General features: G+C 43.7%; 16 protein-coding genes. 15 read left to right on the top strand and 1 reads right to left on the bottom strand.

Translation table 11 applies throughout. The annotated features are described in order from the left end of the window. Positions 1-56 precede the first annotated feature (56 nt). From NSQ58_RS02255 to csrA, 14 genes are all read left to right on the top strand, one after another. Positions 57-2,774 carry a stalk domain-containing protein gene (locus NSQ58_RS02255; RefSeq protein ID WP_076264496.1) on the top strand — a complete coding sequence of 906 codons (2,718 nt, stop codon included), beginning with the start codon at positions 57-59 and terminating at the stop codon, positions 2,772-2,774. A 47-nt stretch (positions 2,775-2,821) separates the two neighbouring features. After that, a complete protein-coding gene (locus NSQ58_RS02250) occupies positions 2,822-3,982 on the top strand; it encodes a sensor histidine kinase (RefSeq protein WP_013312293.1) in 1,161 nt (386 codons plus the stop codon). A gap of 4 nt (positions 3,983-3,986) precedes the next feature. Next, a complete protein-coding gene (locus NSQ58_RS02245; protein ID WP_007432713.1) occupies positions 3,987-4,709 on the top strand; it encodes a response regulator in 723 nt (240 codons plus the stop codon). A gap of 169 nt (positions 4,710-4,878) precedes the next feature. Beyond that, positions 4,879-5,319, top strand: a complete 441-nt coding sequence (locus NSQ58_RS02240) for a hypothetical protein (protein ID WP_025719114.1) — start codon at positions 4,879-4,881, stop codon at positions 5,317-5,319. A 200-nt stretch (positions 5,320-5,519) separates the two neighbouring features. Further along, positions 5,520-7,634, top strand: a complete 2,115-nt coding sequence (locus NSQ58_RS02235; RefSeq protein ID WP_341056821.1) for a helicase-related protein — start codon at positions 5,520-5,522, stop codon at positions 7,632-7,634. An 86-nt stretch (positions 7,635-7,720) separates the two neighbouring features. Then, positions 7,721-8,548 carry a ComF family protein gene (locus NSQ58_RS02230; RefSeq protein ID WP_341056818.1) on the top strand — a complete coding sequence of 276 codons (828 nt, stop codon included), beginning with the start codon at positions 7,721-7,723 and terminating at the stop codon, positions 8,546-8,548. A 382-nt stretch (positions 8,549-8,930) separates the two neighbouring features. Next, positions 8,931-9,398, top strand: coding sequence for a LysM peptidoglycan-binding domain-containing protein (locus NSQ58_RS02225; RefSeq protein WP_341056817.1), 468 nt, complete (start codon positions 8,931-8,933; stop codon positions 9,396-9,398). 733 nt (positions 9,399-10,131) lie between these two features. Then, complete coding sequence (locus NSQ58_RS02220; RefSeq protein WP_341056816.1) at positions 10,132-10,542, top strand: TIGR03826 family flagellar region protein; 411 nt, start codon at positions 10,132-10,134, stop codon at positions 10,540-10,542. A gap of 196 nt (positions 10,543-10,738) precedes the next feature. Continuing rightward, positions 10,739-11,014 carry a flagellar biosynthesis anti-sigma factor FlgM gene (gene flgM / locus NSQ58_RS02215; RefSeq protein ID WP_013312286.1) on the top strand — a complete coding sequence of 92 codons (276 nt, stop codon included), beginning with the start codon at positions 10,739-10,741 and terminating at the stop codon, positions 11,012-11,014. A 10-nt stretch (positions 11,015-11,024) separates the two neighbouring features. Then, entirely contained in the window at positions 11,025-11,522 is a 498-nt protein-coding gene (locus tag NSQ58_RS02210) for a flagellar protein FlgN (protein WP_341056815.1), read from the top strand. 15 nt (positions 11,523-11,537) lie between these two features. Continuing rightward, positions 11,538-13,118, top strand: coding sequence for a flagellar hook-associated protein FlgK (gene flgK / locus NSQ58_RS02205; RefSeq protein ID WP_160788488.1), 1,581 nt, complete (start codon positions 11,538-11,540; stop codon positions 13,116-13,118). A 23-nt stretch (positions 13,119-13,141) separates the two neighbouring features. Next, positions 13,142-14,050 (top strand): flagellar hook-associated protein FlgL, encoded by a 909-nt coding sequence (gene flgL / locus NSQ58_RS02200; protein WP_160788489.1) that lies wholly within the window; start codon positions 13,142-13,144, stop codon positions 14,048-14,050. Between the two features lie 79 nt (positions 14,051-14,129). Next, complete coding sequence (fliW, locus tag NSQ58_RS02195) at positions 14,130-14,579, top strand: flagellar assembly protein FliW (RefSeq protein WP_160788490.1); 450 nt, start codon at positions 14,130-14,132, stop codon at positions 14,577-14,579. Beyond that, positions 14,579-14,821: a carbon storage regulator CsrA gene (csrA, locus tag NSQ58_RS02190; RefSeq protein ID WP_160788491.1), complete on the top strand. Its 243-nt coding sequence runs from the start codon at positions 14,579-14,581 to the stop codon at positions 14,819-14,821. Before fliW ends, csrA begins: the two co-directional genes overlap by 1 nt. Before the next feature lie 112 nt (positions 14,822-14,933). Here the strand turns inward: csrA and NSQ58_RS02185 are convergent, their stop codons facing one another. Further along, positions 14,934-16,334, bottom strand: a complete 1,401-nt coding sequence (locus NSQ58_RS02185) for a carboxypeptidase-like regulatory domain-containing protein (RefSeq protein ID WP_160788492.1) — start codon at positions 16,332-16,334, stop codon at positions 14,934-14,936. A 272-nt stretch (positions 16,335-16,606) separates the two neighbouring features. On the opposite strand from NSQ58_RS02185, the gene NSQ58_RS02180 reads away from it, so the two are divergent. Further along, a complete protein-coding gene (locus NSQ58_RS02180; protein ID WP_341056812.1) occupies positions 16,607-17,374 on the top strand; it encodes a flagellin N-terminal helical domain-containing protein in 768 nt (255 codons plus the stop codon). Positions 17,375-17,398 lie beyond the last annotated feature (24 nt).

Below are 17,398 nucleotides of genomic sequence, written 5' to 3'. Positions count from 1 at the left end.
GTACACGCGCGGAACAAAACCGTTTGAATACATTGAAGATGGGAGCTATTATCCAAATGTTTTTAAGTAATAAGAAACAGAGTGAAGTGAAAGTTAATGGCAGAGGAATGGCTAAAAGATGGGCCGTGTTAACACTGGCAGGGGTATTATGGGTCGGTCCGGTTGCTGGAACTGGGGCTCTAATCCCCTTGAATGGTTGGATGTCTGCTCCAATCGCAAGTGCAGCCTCTGGTTCAACTGTAAAATTGGGCGAAGAGATCATTACTTCGGGTGCAACATTATTGAAATATCGTTTTAAAGGTTCCAAAGGAACAGCGCTGGCTGATATCATTCGAGTGGACTTGCAAAATCCGTACGTTAAGCTGGATGTCATGACGGGGAAGAATGGACAGTTTACGACCCGTCAGAGCACAGGTGGCATGGCAAAAGAGACCGGGGCGGTTGCTGGTGTAAACGGGGATTATTTTAATACTTCCAGCGAGGGAGCGCCGATCGGTGGACAAGTATCCAAGGGTGTGTTGATGTCTACTCCGTCTGATTTAACGGGTATGTATGCCTTTGCTGTAACCAAGGATGGTTCTCCGATGGTGGAGCAGTTTACTTTTGAAGGTACAGTGAAAGCTGGAGATGGGTCGTCCTTCTCTTTGGCGGGGATGAACAAGGCTTCGTATTCCCCTGAGACGAGTGGGGGCAACTATAGTCACTCTAATGCTATGTATATTTATACATCTGCTTGGAAAGCAATTGAGCGCCCCAAAAACAGTTCGACAACGCCCACCGAGATCTTGGTACAAAATGGTGTAGTTACACAAGTCTCCGACAATGCTACGTTGAATATGACCGTTCCGCAGGATGGCTATATTTTACGTACTCATGGTAAAGCCGCTGATTATGCCAAAGCGCATCTGACCGTGGGACAAACCGTAGAAACGAGCTATCATCTTCGTGTTAAATCGACAGGGAGTGAAGTAGATCCTTCTAACCTTCAGATGATGATTGGTGGACATACCATATTAGTAAATGACGGCCAGAAAACCTCTTTTTCCCGGAGCACAACAAGCATAGGCGGGACACGTGCGCGTACAGCTCTGGGATATTCTCGTGACAAGCGTTACGCTTATGTCATTGCTGTTGAGAAGAATGGGAACAGCGTTGGTGTATCCCTGAGCGAGCTGCAAACGCTGATGAAGGATATTGGCGTCTGGAAGGGGATGAACCTTGACGGGGGCGGCTCTACCACTATGGTGACACGTGATTTGGGAGATACGACAGCGGGGCTTACGTTCAATACAGAATATGGTACAGAGCAACGTAGTATTGTAAATGGAGTAGGGGTATATACCAATGCTCCTAAAGGAACGCTCAAAGGCTTCACCATCAAGGGCAATAAAACGCTGCTGATTGGACAGACCGGAAGCTATTCCTTCAAAGGCTATGACAACTACTACAATCCATTTGATACCTCGAAAGTACAAGTGACGTGGAAATCCAGCAATCCGGCTGTTGTATCAGTGAGCGGCGGCGTTGTAAAGGGAGCCAAACCAGGAACGGCTACTTTAACGGCATCCAGTGGCTCAGCCAGCGCTACAACCAAGGTCACGGTGCTTGGAGCAGATGAAATTTCATCACTTACCGCAGGCACTGGAACTGGCTCGCTTACCGCTGGAGCTAAAATCGCTGTACCGGTAACGGCAAAGACAAAAGATGGACAGAGTGTCAGCATTACGTCCGATGCGCTCAAATGGGAGTTCATCGGCTTTAAGGGAAGTGTCAAGGACAATCAGCTTACGGTAAATACGGTGGATGCAGGCGTAAAAACGGGCTATGCCATCGGTCGCTATGATGGTTTCAGCGCTGTCGTCTTCCTGTCTGCTGGTGGAGCAAGTACAAACAACTGGGAGAACTTCGAAAATGTTTCGTATCCGGTTGATTTTACTTCGAATGTGGAAGGTGTTACTGGCACAGCGGCTGTTGTACAAGGAGATGGTGACCATGCCAATTCCAAAGTGCTAGAGCTGAACTACGATATGACGAACGGCAGTGGTAAAATGTATGCTTACGCTCAATTGAACGGCACATCCGGGAAAACGCTTGAACAGGCGGCTACTTCCATCTCGATTGATGTCAGAGGGGATAAGAGTCTGAACTGGCTGCGTGCAGAGCTAGAGGATGCTCAAGGCAAAACAGCATATATTGATCTCGCTAAAGTGATCGACTGGAACGGCTGGAAAACCATTAATGCAGATATGAGCGGTTTGAATATTTCGTATCCGGCGAAGCTGAAGCGTCTTTATGTGGTCAATGTGGCAGAGGGTCAGGACGAGCGCGCTAAAACAGGCAATGTTGCTTTTGATAATATTTCTTTTAATACACCGGGAACGGTCGGTACAGAAGGACTCAAAAAGGGAACAGCTCAGATGACGATCGGACAAAAATCAATGACGGTGAACGGAACGCCTACAACAATTGATGCAGCTCCGATGACCCGCAATGGCTCAACGTATGTTCCGATTAAGTATGTGCTGGACGCATTTGGCGGACAAGCTAAATGGAATGCGGGCGATCAGCGGATCACCATTATGCGCGGCGGTGTGCTGATGGATTTGACCGTAGGGAAAAAAGAAGTTGTTCTGAACGGGAAGCGTCAAAGCACTGATGTTGCACCCGTTGTGCTAGGAGGTAGGACTTTAGTCCCGTTAAGACTCGTGTCTGAGCAGTTAGGAATGACTGTAAAATGGGAACAAGAAACGAAGACCATCACCCTTCAGTCATGATATGGTATGATATATACTTGAAATGCTAGGATTGGAGTAGAACATTTGTGGACTTTCAAGCCGATATCATAGACCGAGTCATTAAAAATGCCATCCAGGTGATGGAGAACAGCAAATATCAGATGTTCGAAATATTGGACACGGCCCGGACCGAGCTGGTCACGTTAAATCAGGAGCTCCAGAGCGTCTTGAAAGAAACGGCAGAAACGATCGAAAAGGTGGACCAGCTGGAAATGAACTATCGGCGGTCCCGCATTCGGTTGACTGAGGTCAGCCGTGACTTCGTTCGCTATTCGGAAGAGGATATCAAGCAGGCTTATGAGAAGGCAACACAGCTTCAACTCGATGTGATGATTTTCCGTGAGAAGGAAATGTATCTCAAAGCCAGAAGAGATGATCTTCAAAAGCGAGCCAAAAGTGTCGAGGCTTCTGTCGAGCGTGCCGAAACCATCGGTTCGCAGATGGGGGTCGTGCTGGAATATTTGTCGGGCGAATTGGGACAAGTGACGCGGATCATCGAATCGGCCAAAAACCGGCAGTTTATTGGTCTGAAAATTATTTTGGCTCAGGAAGAGGAGCGCAAACGCATATCCCGTGAAATTCACGATGGACCTGCGCAGCTCCTTGCGCATCTAGTGCTTAGGACGGAAATTGTGGAAAGAATGATCGCTAAGCAGGAATTTAAGATGGTTCAGGACGAAATAGTAGACTTGAAGAAACAGGTTCGCTCCAGTCTTGAGGAAATGCGAAAGGTCATTTTCAATTTGCGTCCTATGGCCCTGGATGATCTGGGACTTATTCCGACGCTCCGGAAATATGTGCAGGATTTTGAAGAAAAAACGAAGATTAGATCGCTTTTTGAAACAAGGGGCAAGGAACACCGTCTCTCTTCCGCGATGGAAGCAGCCATTTACCGTCTGATCCAGGAAGCTTTGACCAACGCTGCCAAGCATGCTTATCCTACCTATGTGCTTGTTGAGATTACCTATCAGGCGCAGCTTGTAAAAATCGTGGTGCAGGATAATGGTTTGGGCTTCAAGCCAGAGCTTTTTCAGCAAAAAAGCAAAGATCATGGGCATTTTGGTCTGATTGGTATGCGGGAAAGGGTTGAACTGCTCGAGGGGAGAATGGAGATCGAATCAGCTGAGAATCAAGGCACCAAGATAGTGATTCATATCCCAACCAACGTGGAAAAGGGAAAGGAGTAACAACATGGAAAATCAGGAAATTAGCAATGCACCCATTAAAGTTCTCTTAGCGGACGATCATCAGTTGTTCCGTGAAGGACTTAAACGTATTTTGAATATGGAGGACGACATTGAGGTCATCGGAGAATGTGGCGACGGTATTCAAGTGTTGGAATTCTGTAACGTAGAGAAACCGGATATTGTTCTGATGGACATTAATATGCCAATTGAAAATGGTGTAGAGGCAACCGAAAAACTGCGTGAGATGTTCCCGGATGTCAAAGTTATCATTTTATCCATTCATGATGATGAAAGCTATGTATTCGAGACGTTGCGCAAGGGAGCCAATGGTTATTTGTTAAAAGATATGGAGGCCGAGTCCCTCATTAATGCAATTCGTTCGGTTCATGAAGGATATGCGTTTATCCATCCGAAGGTAACGGGTAAACTCATTCAGCAGCTTCGCCGGATGACCTACTTGAACGAAACAGGGGCTATGGCTGAAGGTCACACCAAGGAAGCCGGCGTGAAGTTTGTCGCAGGTGAAAATAATCCATTGACCCGTCGTGAAGCTGAAGTGCTGCGTCTGATGGCTGAAGGTAAGAGCAACAAGATGATCGGTGAATATTTATTCATTAGTGAGAAAACGGTCAAAAACCATGTCAGCAGCATTCTGCAAAAAATGGAGGTTGATGACCGTACACAAGCAGTTATTAACTCAATCAAATATGGATGGGTTACGCTGTAAAGTGTAGTTTTTCCATGCATTAGACGATGCAGCTGCTAATAGATATGAATGCTGTACCGCCTTTCTTTTGGAGCGATATGTCCGCTCATACGGAAACCCAGTACATAACCGTGACACCTCTTCCTGTTATACGGCATATATTGTCGCTATAGGAGGAGGTGGAACCCTCGTGACGGCTCACTTGGTTTGGATATTGCTTATATACGGTGTGGGAGCCGCAGTCGTTCATCTTATGTATATACGACAGGCGGTTCAGGCTTATCACAATGGTGAAGATTCACGCGCAATATCTCCGGGTCATCGTGCGACTCGCTATATTGTGATTACGTCCAATGACGGAGATCGTGTGGAATGGGTGATGCGTTCGCTGAACATACTTGCCTGGCTACACCGGAGGCCGCTACATGTGACAGTACTGGATGATGAATCTATGGACGATACGCTACCGATTCTGACACGGTTAGTGCGCTATAGTCATATGGATGTTTCAGTCATTTCAAGTCGTTTTTCACCGGGGAACCCGGTCTTACCGAAGTCAGGCGGTGAAAAGCAGGTTGTTATTGATCTTAGAACGGTCAAGTCGTTGGCGGACGCCCCACTTGTTCCTTAGCGACAGGGGATTGTGGACATCGTGGTCAAAATCGGATATAAATGTTTATAAACAGTTGCATAGGCAAGACGACAGGGATCTCATTGAGATCTACTTGATGTGAAGCACACTTCAGGCTATTAGCCATAGGAGTGTGCTTTTTTGCTGTTCTCTGGGGTGACAAGAACCGCAAGAATCATGAATGGGAGGAGAAGCGGAAGGTGAAAATTGCAGTATATGCAGTGAAGTATAAAGGGAATTGGACTCTCCGATTATCTGTGGATATTCGAGTAGATATGACATGGTGGATGAATCAAGATGAGGGACAAGAGAATGTTGTCGAAAGATGGGTGTTATTAGGAGATGAGCTTCCCTTGTCCTGGGGGACAAAGCTGTGCGAAACATTTAAGGAATTAGCAGATATGGAGCGATGGGGAAAACGGCAGTGGTGGGCTTATATTCTCGCACAGCTAAAAAGTGAACTGGCTCCTGAGCCTTTCAACGGAGAACGGATTTTATCTGGAGGAGTAGAAAATATATGCATTTGGGATGGTGGACAAGGGTGGACTTCTCGCACAGAAAGTAGAAATGAGGGACGAGAAACAAACGGAGGTTTACGTTCTATTCAAAAAAGGAGCCTCGTCACGGGAATTGATGGATTGGATAGGGAGTGTTTAACACGACAAGCGAATGAGCTGGTTAATTTGTTGTCAGGACGCCAGTTACTCGTTCCGGAAGCCGAAGCGCTACTGGCAGAGGCAGCGCCAGGTTTGGAGCGTACTTGGCGATCCGCTGCACAGCTTGCATATCTGCAAGGCCGACTCAGCTTTGCTGCTGGCCTCGCTCCAGCACCACGTACGCGATGGTCTGCCGCGCGTACGAATGAACTCCGCTGCAACCGTTGTGGCAGCGGGATAGTGCACCGCACGAGCTGTGCGTCGTGCGGACGTAAGGCGTGCGCTTACTGCGAGACATGTCTCGCGCTGGGGCGCAGCCGTGAATGCTCGCTGCTGCTGCGCGGTGCAGCGAAACCCGCCCTGCCACACACAGCAGGCATAGCCCCGGCGACGGAACTCGACCGCTGGGGGCTGAGCCCTGCACAGCGTGCCGCCGCCGAAGCGGCGCTGCGCTTTTTGGCCGCACCGCACGGCGAAGTGCGGGGACGTTTTCGCCCGGAAGGCCGTGGGCTCCGGGCGTTGTTCCGGCGCGATAGGGTTGCGCGCCGAGGATCAGATGCTGCCGCTTCGCATGGCAGCACCCTTGTCCAAAGCAAGCAGTCTTCGCCGAAACCTGGCGAAGGTGTAAGATATAGCGCTGATCGGCAGGTGCCCAGTACTACGGTAGAACGTTTTCTGCTCTGGGCTGTAACAGGCGCAGGCAAGACGGAAATGATGTTTCCGCTATTGCAATATGTGTTGGACCACGGAGGAACGGCACTTGTGGCAACACCGCGCCGCGATGTGGTACTCGAGTTAGCCCCTCGTTTGGCCATTGCTTTTCCCGATGTGAGCATGGTGACGCTCTACGGGGGGAGCGCAGAACGCTGGCAAAGGGGACAGCTGACACTGGCAACGACACATCAGCTATTGCGTTATCGTCAAGCCTTTGACTTGGTTGTGATTGACGAGATTGACGCGTTCCCTTATCACAATGATCCTATGCTTGCCTTTGCTGCACGAGCAGTATGTAAGCCGAAGGGAAAGTTTATCTATTTGTCTGCTACACCACCCCATGCTTTGCAGAAAGAGGCTGCACGCGGTCTACTGCCACACGCCAAGGTTCCCGTTCGTTTTCATCGTCATCCCCTACCTGTCCCATTTCGCCTGGGGACTGCTTCAGTGCAACATTGGCTGCAAAAAGGTCGGCTTCCCGCATCCTTTATTCAACGCCTACGCGTATCCATACAACGTGGAGCACAGGTTTTCCTGTTTGTGACACGAATCTCACATATTCAGGGACTTGTGGAGCTGCTGATTAAACAATTGCCTGATGTACCTATTGCTGGAACCTCCTCACAGGATGAAGAAAGAACCGCTAAAGTGCGCTTATTTCGAGCTACTGAAATACGAGTTCTGGTCACAACGACTATTTTGGAGCGAGGGGTGACTGTTCCACGGAGTGATGTGTATGTGTTAGACGCGGACAGCAGTCTTTTTGATGAAGCCTCTCTTGTCCAAATGGCTGGTCGCGCGGGAAGGTCCAAGGATGATCCATGTGGAGGTGTTATTTTTACATCGCCCCAATGGACTCGAGGCCAAAAGAGAGCGATTAGACAAATTAAACGAATGAATGCATTGGCTCGGAAAAAAGGATACCTGAAGGAGTTGAAGCACTAAATGTATTAAATAAAAAAAGTTTTTTTGGAAATGTGAAACCTGAAACAATGTCAGTACGTAAACTACCAAGAAAGGTGCATTCTGGTATGGGGATGATTCCAAGAACCCGTCTTTTTTTGAATTGGTTATTCCAACGTCAGTCCCAAGCATGTATCGCTTGCGGCACTTTCACAGGACGTTTTTCTGAATTCTCTGGGATATGTACTTCTTGTTCGCTTCAAATTCCTTGGGTTTACAACATTCGTTGTGTTCATTGCGGACGTCCGACGTTTTGCCCGGATTGCGTAAAATTTGACCGATTAGTACGTTACTTTGTATGCAATCGGAGTGCAACCAGCTATACGCCGATGATGAGAGAATGGATTGGACAGTTCAAATATCGCGGGAATGAAAAGTATGGTTCCCTGCTGGGTGAGATCATGAATCGAGCCTATCAGGCGATGAGGTATGAGTTTGCAAGTCTTAAACATTCTCGTTTCAAGCGTTCTTTGTGGAGTGTGGATGTAGTGACCTGTGTCCCGGTAAGTAAGAAGAGGCTGACAGAGCGAGGCTTCAATCAGGCTCGGATCTTGGCAGAAGAGATCGCTAGGCGGAATAATCTCCCCTTCCTATCATTACTTGCTCGTCCACAAGATACAGGCAAACAAAGCTTTAAATCAAAAAAGGAACGCATGAACACAATGAATAATGCGTTTTCTGTCCACCCCAATATGACAAATTTGCTGAAGTCTTTTATTTTAAAAGCTGAATCTCAATGTGTTACGAAGGATAAGCTTTCCGTTACCGTTTTGCTTGTAGATGATATTTATACAACGGGGAGCACATTGCAGGCGTGTGCACGTGTATTGAGAGAAAAGGCATTAGAGCAAGGAATACATTTGACTATTTTTTGCCTGACTTTAGCCAGATCATAAGTCCAAATCTCTAGTATTTCTCATGATTATTTTGCTTGAAACTATGAAAAAAGGGTATAATTCCCTTAATGGAAGAATTAGATGATAGAGCAAAAGTCTTTTAAGCCGTACAATCAGCAGGATTTGACAACGAGCTAGAGAGAGGTATATAATAAAAATATAGAGACAAACAAAAAGTAAGGAAGTGAGGGATGGAAACAGAATATTTCAATTTAGAGGTTGATTTTTTTGGAAAAGAGGAGTACAATTTCTATCTGTTGATAGCTAACATGATTGGTAATAAGTGATTAGCTAATGACTAAAGAGCGGACATTGGGAGTGTCTCGCTCAGTAGTAAAGCAGTTAATTAAAATTTAAAGCTAAAAAGAGGAGAGAAAAAATCATGAAAAACGTAATGAAAAAAGTAGCAGTATCTAGTATGTTGGCAGTTAGTTTAGGTGCAGTATCTTTGTTGAGCCCACTTGCAACAGGCAGTGTATCTGCGCAATCTAATTCCGATTACGAAAAACAACAATTGGAAGACCAAATCATGAGAGAGCAACAAGAAGCGGCACAAAAAGCATTTGAAGCTAAGTTTTTTAAAACTGAAACTACTGAAAATGCAGCAACTACAACACCAGTTCAACCAGCTACTGAGAACAATAATCAAGCAACAACCACAAAACCAGCAACGACTACAACTGAAACACCAGCAACTGTAAATACAATCACTGTAAATGTTCAAGAGGGTGACACATTGGCTTCTATTGCTAAAAAATACGGTGTAACTGTTGAAGAATTGGTTAAAATTAACAACCTGGTTAAAGTAGGCCAAGAACTGCAAGTGCCGCAAACAAACACAAATAAATAATATCATTATAAATATTTAACGACATGTGTTTTTTAAACCAAGCGTTTGACTATAGTATACGGGAAGGCCACTATTAAAACAATGCTTTTTTGAATAATTATTTGTGAAATAGCTTGTTTTTGGGCTGCAAATTTCCACTGGTGCATCTAGCTTAATTTCAGATAGGTTATAAGTTGAAATGATGTTAGGTCCATGAGATTTATGAATACCCACACTCCATGTGCGGAGCATTCGTATGGGCACCGTTCCCCCGGATTTACAGGGCTTTCTTGATGTCATTCGGGGCACAGGTGAACATGAATTCTTCTGAGGATTGTTTCGCCCGGTTTTTCCCTCATCTTGATATTTAATTTCTACATTTAATCATATTCATATATAGCTATTTTAATTGTATAATGAAGCGCTATTCCCGAAAATAACTGGAATGGCGCTTATTTTATTTCTATCTAAAGTATGGAGCAATGTTTGACGATAAATAAACACATGCAATAGGCTGAACTATTAGCTTCCATGAGCTTTCTTTATTTTATGTCATTGCATATAGATGTAGACAAACTTTTACTGATGGATCATTCTCTCTTATACTTTTTATATGATAGCTTATAAGATGTGCAATTGTGTAAAATCTGAAAATCTTTTTTGAAATATTTGCTAGACGAGGCTCTTCATTATAAGTTAATGTAAGGATAAAAGTATTTTAAAGATCGGAAATTGGAAAGGGGCGCTACAGAGGATGAATTTGGATAACTGTCCTCGCTGTGGAAAGCTGTTTATTATGAACGTCAGGGGAATTTGTCAGAATTGTATAAAAGCAATCGAAATTGAATACGAACGCTGTGTCAAACATATACGTGAGAATAAGGGCATTCATATGCATGAGCTTTCGGAGGCTACTGAGGTATCCGTAAAGCAAATCACGACATTTATACGTGAGGGACGTATTTCCATTGCTAATGCGCCCAATATGACGTATCCTTGCGAGGTATGCGGGATACCGATTCGTGAAGGGCATATGTGCGATTCTTGTCGAACACGTCTGACTAAAGACCTGCATCAGGCTGTACGCGAAAGTAGTAATCAGGATCAAAGTAATAATATGGGCTCAGGTACCTACAGCGCGATTGATAAACTTCGTGGAAAGTAGTACAGGGGAATTAAAAACGCATTCAGCTATTCAAAAAGTTTCAAATACCGCCGATAATCTTTATAGAGCTTATCGGTTTTTTTATTTTTAGCAACCATGCACAAAATAAAGAAGTGAGGCATAATACGAACCATGTTCGACGCTATGTCGTCTGATACATTCTGACCATATCAAATAACTAAGGAAGGTGGAAGTTATGAAAATTAACGAGACCAACCGCATCGGAGCTATTAATCCATATCAGCGAAATATTGAAACAGGACGTCAAGAGGAGCAAAAGAAATCCCGCCGCAAGGACGAGGTTTCGATTTCTCCGGAAGCAATGGAAATGCTGAATCGCAGCAGTGATGCAGACCGCGTTAAGAAAATTCAGGAGCTTAAGCAGCAAGTAGCTTCTGGTACTTATCGTGTTGATGCCGATAAAATTGCAGAGAAGCTGTTACCTTATTTCAAGCAGTCTTCTGAAAGCTAGGTGAAGGAATATGCCTTTAGATCGATTGATTGATGTGCTGGAGCAGCTTAGAGAGGCTCACGAGCAGTTGATTACATTAGGGAATCAAAAAAAAGAAGCACTGATATCAAATAAGGTAGATCAGCTCATTTTAGTCATGAACCAGGAATCGAAGATGTCCAAACTCATCGATCAACTTGAGGAACAACGTATTTCCTCTGCATATAAATTTTTGCAGGGACGCGGAATTAAATCTAAGTTGAACTTAACCATTTCAGAGTTGTCACGTCTTGTGTTCGACCTTCAAGATAAGCAGAGGTTGTTAAGCATTCAAGCACGGCTTTCGGAGACGTTGAACGAACTTAAGCAACTTAATGAGTTAAATCGTCAGCTTATAGAACAGGCGCTCTCTTACATTGATTTTTCCGTAGAGACGATGTCTTATTACGAGGAATTTGAGACAACGTATCACCGCCCAGATGAAAAAAATTCTACTATCCGCTCAGGGTTATTCGACACTCGGGCCTAATTGCAGGAGGAAAATATGACCTCGACATTTCATGGAATAGAAACAGCGAGAAGAAGTTTAAATACCCAAACCGCAGCATTAAATACGACAGGGCACAATATTGCTAACGCTAACACAGCCGGTTATTCAAGGCAAGTTGTTAGTATGAAGGCTTCCGAATCTATGGAGGCGTATGGTTTGAATCGTTCTGTAGTAAGGGGACAACTGGGGACAGGGGTCGAGTTCAGTGCAATTGAGCGGGTACGTCAGACTTTTCTGGATGATCAGTATCGTAATGAAAACTCTTCTCTAGGTGGATGGAGTATCCGCTATGATACTCTGGATAAACTAGAAACGATTATGAACGAACCATCTGACACAGGAATGCGCAAGGTTATGGATAATTTTTGGAATGCTTGGTCGGATTTAAGTCAAGATCCTCAAGATGTAACTAACCGTAAAATCGTAAAAGAAACGACGCTGGCATTGACGGATGCATTGAATCAGGCAAGCAAGCAACTTGATGCGCTAGATTCCGATTTAACCAATAATATTACATTAAAAACAACAGAGATGAATTCTCTATTACAATCTGTAGCCGATTTAAATGGGAACATTACCAAGTTGGAGTCATTGGGAGATAATCCAAATGACTTGAGAGATCAGCGAGATTATGCGATCGATAAATTGTCTAAACTGGCTAATGTGCAGGTTACTCAACTGGATGATGGATATCAAGTAACAGTAGCTGGACAAATAGCTGTAACTGGTAATGTGGTTACACCTTTAACTGCAGATGGTCTTCAGGCAGCTTTCACAGGTGGTGCCTTGACTGGCGGCGAAGTTTACGGGATGGTATTCTCACGTGACAGATATGTTGTGGATTACAAAAACCAGATGAACCAATTGGCCAACACACTGGCCAATGGAAATATTGAAGTTACCCTCCCTAAAGGAACTGTGCTTCCTGAAGGAACAGTATTGAATACGGGGCCGAATAATACAGCGGTTACTTACTCTAATGCTAATAATAACCGGACTTTAACAAGCGATTTGAAAGTTACTGTCCAAGGTATCAATGGACTTCACCAGTTGGGTTATACAATTAGTGGAACAACTCCTACCAAAGGGGACGCTTTTTTTACCTCTAAAGACGGAGTAGCAATTACAGCAGGTAATATTACCCTAAATCCCGACATACAAAATGACCCTAATAAAATTGCAACTTCTTTACGGGTAGAGGGTACGGGAACGACAGATGAAAAGGTAGTGCTTGGGAATAATGCCTTAGCTATGGCTATGGCTAACTTGAAAAATATAAAGTTTGATTTCGGAGCAGCTTTGTCTACTCCAACGTCAGTAGATGACTACTTTAGCTCTATTGCCGGACAGCTTGGGGTTCAGACTCAGGAAGCGGAACGTCAATCGAAGAATGCACAGCTACTGACGGAGCAGGTGGATTTAAGCAGACAGTCTGTTAGTGGAGTATCGTTGGATGAGGAAATGTCCAATCTTATCAAGTTTCAGCATGCTTATAGTGCGGCTTCTCGTTTTATGACGACATTCGATCAATTGCTGGACAAGTTGATTAATAGTACAGGCCGTGTAGGGCTCTAATTCAAATTAGTAGGAGGTAGCGTATGGCGATTCGAGTAACCTCGGGGATGATGAGTATGCAGACGCTCAGTAACCTGAATCGTAATTATAGCAATATGAGTAAAATGGAAAATCAAATCACAACCGGACGCAAGCTCAATAAACCTTCAGATGATCCTGTGGGTGTGACTTATGCCCTTCGTTACAGAGCTGAGCTGGCCTCCAATGAGCAGTATTCCAGCAATGCTGATGCAGCCGTAAGTTGGTTGGATTTTACGGACTCCACTATGCAGCAGGCTGGAGATGTGATGAAAAGGCTAAAAGAGCTAACGGTTCAAGCCTCAAGTGGTACTGTTCCTCAATCTGGATTGGATGCCATTAAGTTAGAGGTAGATCAGCTTAAGGAGCAAATGACCAATATCGGGAATAGCCAAATCCGTGGTAAGTATATTTTTAATGGTCAAAAGTATGATCAAGCTCCTTATGAGCTTACGGGTACAATCACCAGTTATGACCAAGTTGATACAGATCAAGGTAGTGTGAATTATGCAATTGGAGATCAATCCACATTTCAGGTGAATACTTCTGGAAGCGAGTTTTTTGGAGCTTCAATAGATGCGGATAATATTTTTAAAGTTATGGATAACTTGAGTGCAGCTTTGGCAAGTGGAAACCAAACGACAATATCAAGCCAACTTACAAATATTGAATCTCGTTTTACCAAAATGCAATCCAGCCTGTCCGAAGTTGGAGCTCGCACGAATCGTGTGGAGCTTGTGCAATCGCGTCTAGATGATCGTAATTTAAATTTAACAAATTTGCAGTCTAAGACTGAGGATGCAGATATTGCAAGCCTGATGATTCAGGCTACCTCAGCCCAGACTATATATCAAGCTGCTTTAAAATCATCGGCTCAGATCATGCAGCCATCTCTTATGGATTTTATGAGATGATATTTTGTTTTCTTTGACATTTTGAAGCTATGGACGTAGGTCCGTAGCTTTTTTGTTACTATTTTTAGGAGGATGAAGTATGAACCAAAAGCATATAATAGATGAAAAAGAACAGTATAAGGCAGAATCGATTTTTATTTTCCCTAAAGGATTACCCGGTTTCGAGCATTTACGTGAATTTAAGTTACAGGCGCATAACGAGTTGTTTAGTATTTTCAGTGCTGTAGAAGAAGCTGCGATCTCCTTTATAACAATCAACCCTTTTGACTTTGTCCATAATTACGAATTTGAGTTATCTAACGATGCACTTGCAGATATTGATGTAACAGACCGAAATCAGATTGAAATACGTTGTATTGTAACCTGGCACAGTAATAGAGAAAAAATAACAGTCAACTTAATTGCCCCTATCATTTTTAACACGGAAGATCTAAAAGGTAAGCAGATCGTTCTGCAAAGTTCGGAATATACGACCAAACATACATTGTGGCCCAATTTAAAGTCGGAAGAGCAAGGCGGTGAAGCCTGATGCTGGTATTGTCCCGCAAGAAAGGCGAGTCTATCGTTATTCAGAATAATATTGTATTAACGGTGCTTTCCGTTGAAGGAGACAACGTCAAAATTGGAATATCTGCCCCCAAGGATATAGATATTTATCGTAAAGAGATTTTCGACGCAATTCAGGATAATAATCAAAGCGCAGCAATGGATCTTAAAACGCTTCAAACCGCCATATTGGAGATGGGAAAGGAAAGTGATGGCATAGAGTAGCTCGCTGTTAGATTTGATAAAAAAGCTGACCCAACGAGGGTCAGCTTTTTTTATATTATTTATTATGGTTGAAACGAAAAATGGATTTTAAAAATGTTCACTCTGCATTATGTTATCTAATTTGGTAAGCGAAATGATAGAGGCTGTTGATGTCGGAGTTGAGCAGTTTGCCGCCACTGTAAAAATCGATTGGAATAATATCGAAATAATGAGTGCTGACGCCGTTGTAGAAAGAGTACTTACCTGCAGCCGAGGTCAAACCATTTACTGGAATCGTAAAAAATCCTTGCTCATTAGTTGTTCCGCTTGCGGTGAATACCTTATTGTTTATTGTCACAATAATTCTGGTGGTGACAATAGCATTTGCAACAGGGGTGCCTTGGGCATCAAACGCTCTGCCGCTAATGGTGATATTATTTTTTATTCTCCATTTTTGTCCATAACCATAGTTTATAAAACCGTATACTCCACCGTCTGTTGTAATGTTGGAGGTTACCACCCTTGCAACATCAGCATTTTGATAACTCACTGTCAAAGTATATGGAGTGGTAAGATCGAATTTGGACGGTGCGATAACACGAATATAATATTCCCCTGCGGCCAGCTTCAACTGTGCGGTAGTGTTCTGACCAAGATATCCGAGACTGATTAAATTAGAATCATATAGGTCCAGTCGATATTCGCCGTAAGCTGAGGTGTTGTTGAGGTTGAGACGGACGGTGCTATCAGAGGGAATCTTGATTTTACTCCAATCCTCATCCAGGATATTGTCGATCGTTTGGCTGCTGCTAAAGGTGGCTGAACCACGGTCTTTAGCAAACCAGGGATTGTCATCTGGTTCAATGCTGTCATAGCTGTCGGATTGAATAGAATGAACGGTAAATGGCTGGGTGACATCAAATCCCTTATATGATTGGACGAGTATGAAATAATAGCCGGTCCCTGCTACATAGCTGACCTGTTCATATTGACCAGCCCCCTTTGTGGAATATGAAACTTTGTTTAGCGTTCCTGTGCTTTCATCAAGCTTGTATAGATGAAGATCGTAATCATTAGTTGTGGATGCTCCTGGATTTAGAAATACGGTCAGCTTATTGGGAGTTTCGACACGTGTGAAAAACCAGCGGCTTTCACCCTCCGCAGTAATATAACCTTGCGCGGAATTACCTGATTTAATAAAGATTGCCCCATCGGGTGTAGTGTTATAAACATCATATGTGACTGTGGAGACGGAAAATTTACTGTTAGACGAAGTCTCTGGCAATGCATTTAACTTTGGAGATTTTAAAATTTCCTCCTTGGAGATTGAAAGTGATTTAGATTGGGTCAGCGGTGTATGTAGATCACTTAGAAGTGTGTTTGTGCCTTTCTTAACCATGGAATTTAGAAATTGCGCTGGCAACTGAATAGGTTTGGCTTGAGAAGAACCCGCAAGTGCCTGATTAAAAGAAGCTGAGAACCAACCGACCGCAAGAGTCAAAGCGCATAGCAAACGAAAAGTTTTTCGAAGCATAATTGAAACACTCCTTCAATTAGTATATTTTTTACCACAAGCTTAATATAAGATAGAGTTTAAAAAGTGTCAATTATTGGACGATATTAAAAAAAATACGATTTTTATTGTTTTCCGAAATAGATTTTTAAAAATTTTCAAATGCTATAAACAATACAGTGGCAGGTGTCGATATATAATTTAGAGCGGTAATTCTTCAGGGCGGCCGACCTGTGAAGACGCTCATACCACAAGGACGTGGGAATTAAACCATTTCAGGGAGGAAATTTAAAATGATTATCAACCACAATATTCCTGCATTAAACACTCACCGTAACATGGGCATGAATAATGCTGCAGCAAGCAAAAACATGGAGAAACTGTCTTCCGGTCTGCGTATCAACCGTGCTGCTGATGACGCTGCTGGTCTCTCTATCTCCGAAAAAATGCGCGGACAAATCCGTGGTTTGGAACAATCCCAACGTAACGTTCAAGACGGTATTTCTTTTGCACAAACTGCTGAGGGTGCAATGAACGAAGTATCCTCCATGCTTTCTCGTATGAAAGAATTGAACGTTCAAAAGCTGAACGGAACATACTCTACTAGTGATAAGAGCAACATCAACATGGAGCTTAACGCACTGGGATCGCAAATCGACAGCATCATGAAAAACACAACATTTAATGGAATCAAAATCACTTCTAACGTAAAAGTACAAGCTGACGATAAAGCCTTCACGATTACAGTTAGTGGTGTTGCTACAGTAGGATTTACTGGCTTGAAAGACGCTTCCACATTGACAAACGTAAGTGATGCTATTGAAAAAGTTGCTACACAACGTGCTAAACTGGGTGCTGTTCAAAACCGTTTGGAATATACTTCCAATAACTTGGGTACTACAGTTGAGAACCTGACAGCTTCCGAATCTCGTATTCGTGATACTGACATGGCTAAAGAAATGGTTACTTTGTCCAAGAACAACATCTTGCTGCAAGCTTCCCAATCCATGCTGTCACAAGCGAATTCTGCACCACAAGGCGTACTTTCCCTGCTTCGTTAAGATTTTGGAAAGCAAGCTAATTAT

Source organism: Paenibacillus sp. FSL M7-0134 (genome assembly GCF_038007865.1).
In the GTDB taxonomy this organism is placed as follows: domain Bacteria; phylum Bacillota; class Bacilli; order Paenibacillales; family Paenibacillaceae; genus Paenibacillus; species Paenibacillus polymyxa_B.
The sequence above is the reverse complement of the archived record's forward strand: the minus strand, read 5'-3'. Positions and strand labels throughout refer to the sequence as shown.

Coding starts and splice junctions, on each gene's coding strand:
- NSQ58_RS02255 (WP_076264496.1), top strand. CDS start 57: ATGTTTTTAAGTAATAAGAAACAGAGTGAAGTGAAAGTTAATGGCAGA.
- NSQ58_RS02245 (WP_007432713.1), top strand. CDS start 3,987: ATGGAAAATCAGGAAATTAGCAATGCACCCATTAAAGTTCTCTTAGCG.
- NSQ58_RS02230 (WP_341056818.1), top strand. CDS start 7,721: ATGGGGATGATTCCAAGAACCCGTCTTTTTTTGAATTGGTTATTCCAA.
- NSQ58_RS02225 (WP_341056817.1), top strand. CDS start 8,931: ATGAAAAACGTAATGAAAAAAGTAGCAGTATCTAGTATGTTGGCAGTT.
- NSQ58_RS02220 (WP_341056816.1), top strand. CDS start 10,132: ATGAATTTGGATAACTGTCCTCGCTGTGGAAAGCTGTTTATTATGAAC.
- flgM (WP_013312286.1), top strand. CDS start 10,739: ATGAAAATTAACGAGACCAACCGCATCGGAGCTATTAATCCATATCAG.
- NSQ58_RS02210 (WP_341056815.1), top strand. CDS start 11,025: ATGCCTTTAGATCGATTGATTGATGTGCTGGAGCAGCTTAGAGAGGCT.
- flgK (WP_160788488.1), top strand. CDS start 11,538: ATGACCTCGACATTTCATGGAATAGAAACAGCGAGAAGAAGTTTAAAT.
- flgL (WP_160788489.1), top strand. CDS start 13,142: ATGGCGATTCGAGTAACCTCGGGGATGATGAGTATGCAGACGCTCAGT.
- fliW (WP_160788490.1), top strand. CDS start 14,130: ATGAACCAAAAGCATATAATAGATGAAAAAGAACAGTATAAGGCAGAA.
- csrA (WP_160788491.1), top strand. CDS start 14,579: ATGCTGGTATTGTCCCGCAAGAAAGGCGAGTCTATCGTTATTCAGAAT.
- NSQ58_RS02185 (WP_160788492.1), bottom strand. CDS start 16,334: ATGCTTCGAAAAACTTTTCGTTTGCTATGCGCTTTGACTCTTGCGGTC.
- NSQ58_RS02180 (WP_341056812.1), top strand. CDS start 16,607: ATGATTATCAACCACAATATTCCTGCATTAAACACTCACCGTAACATG.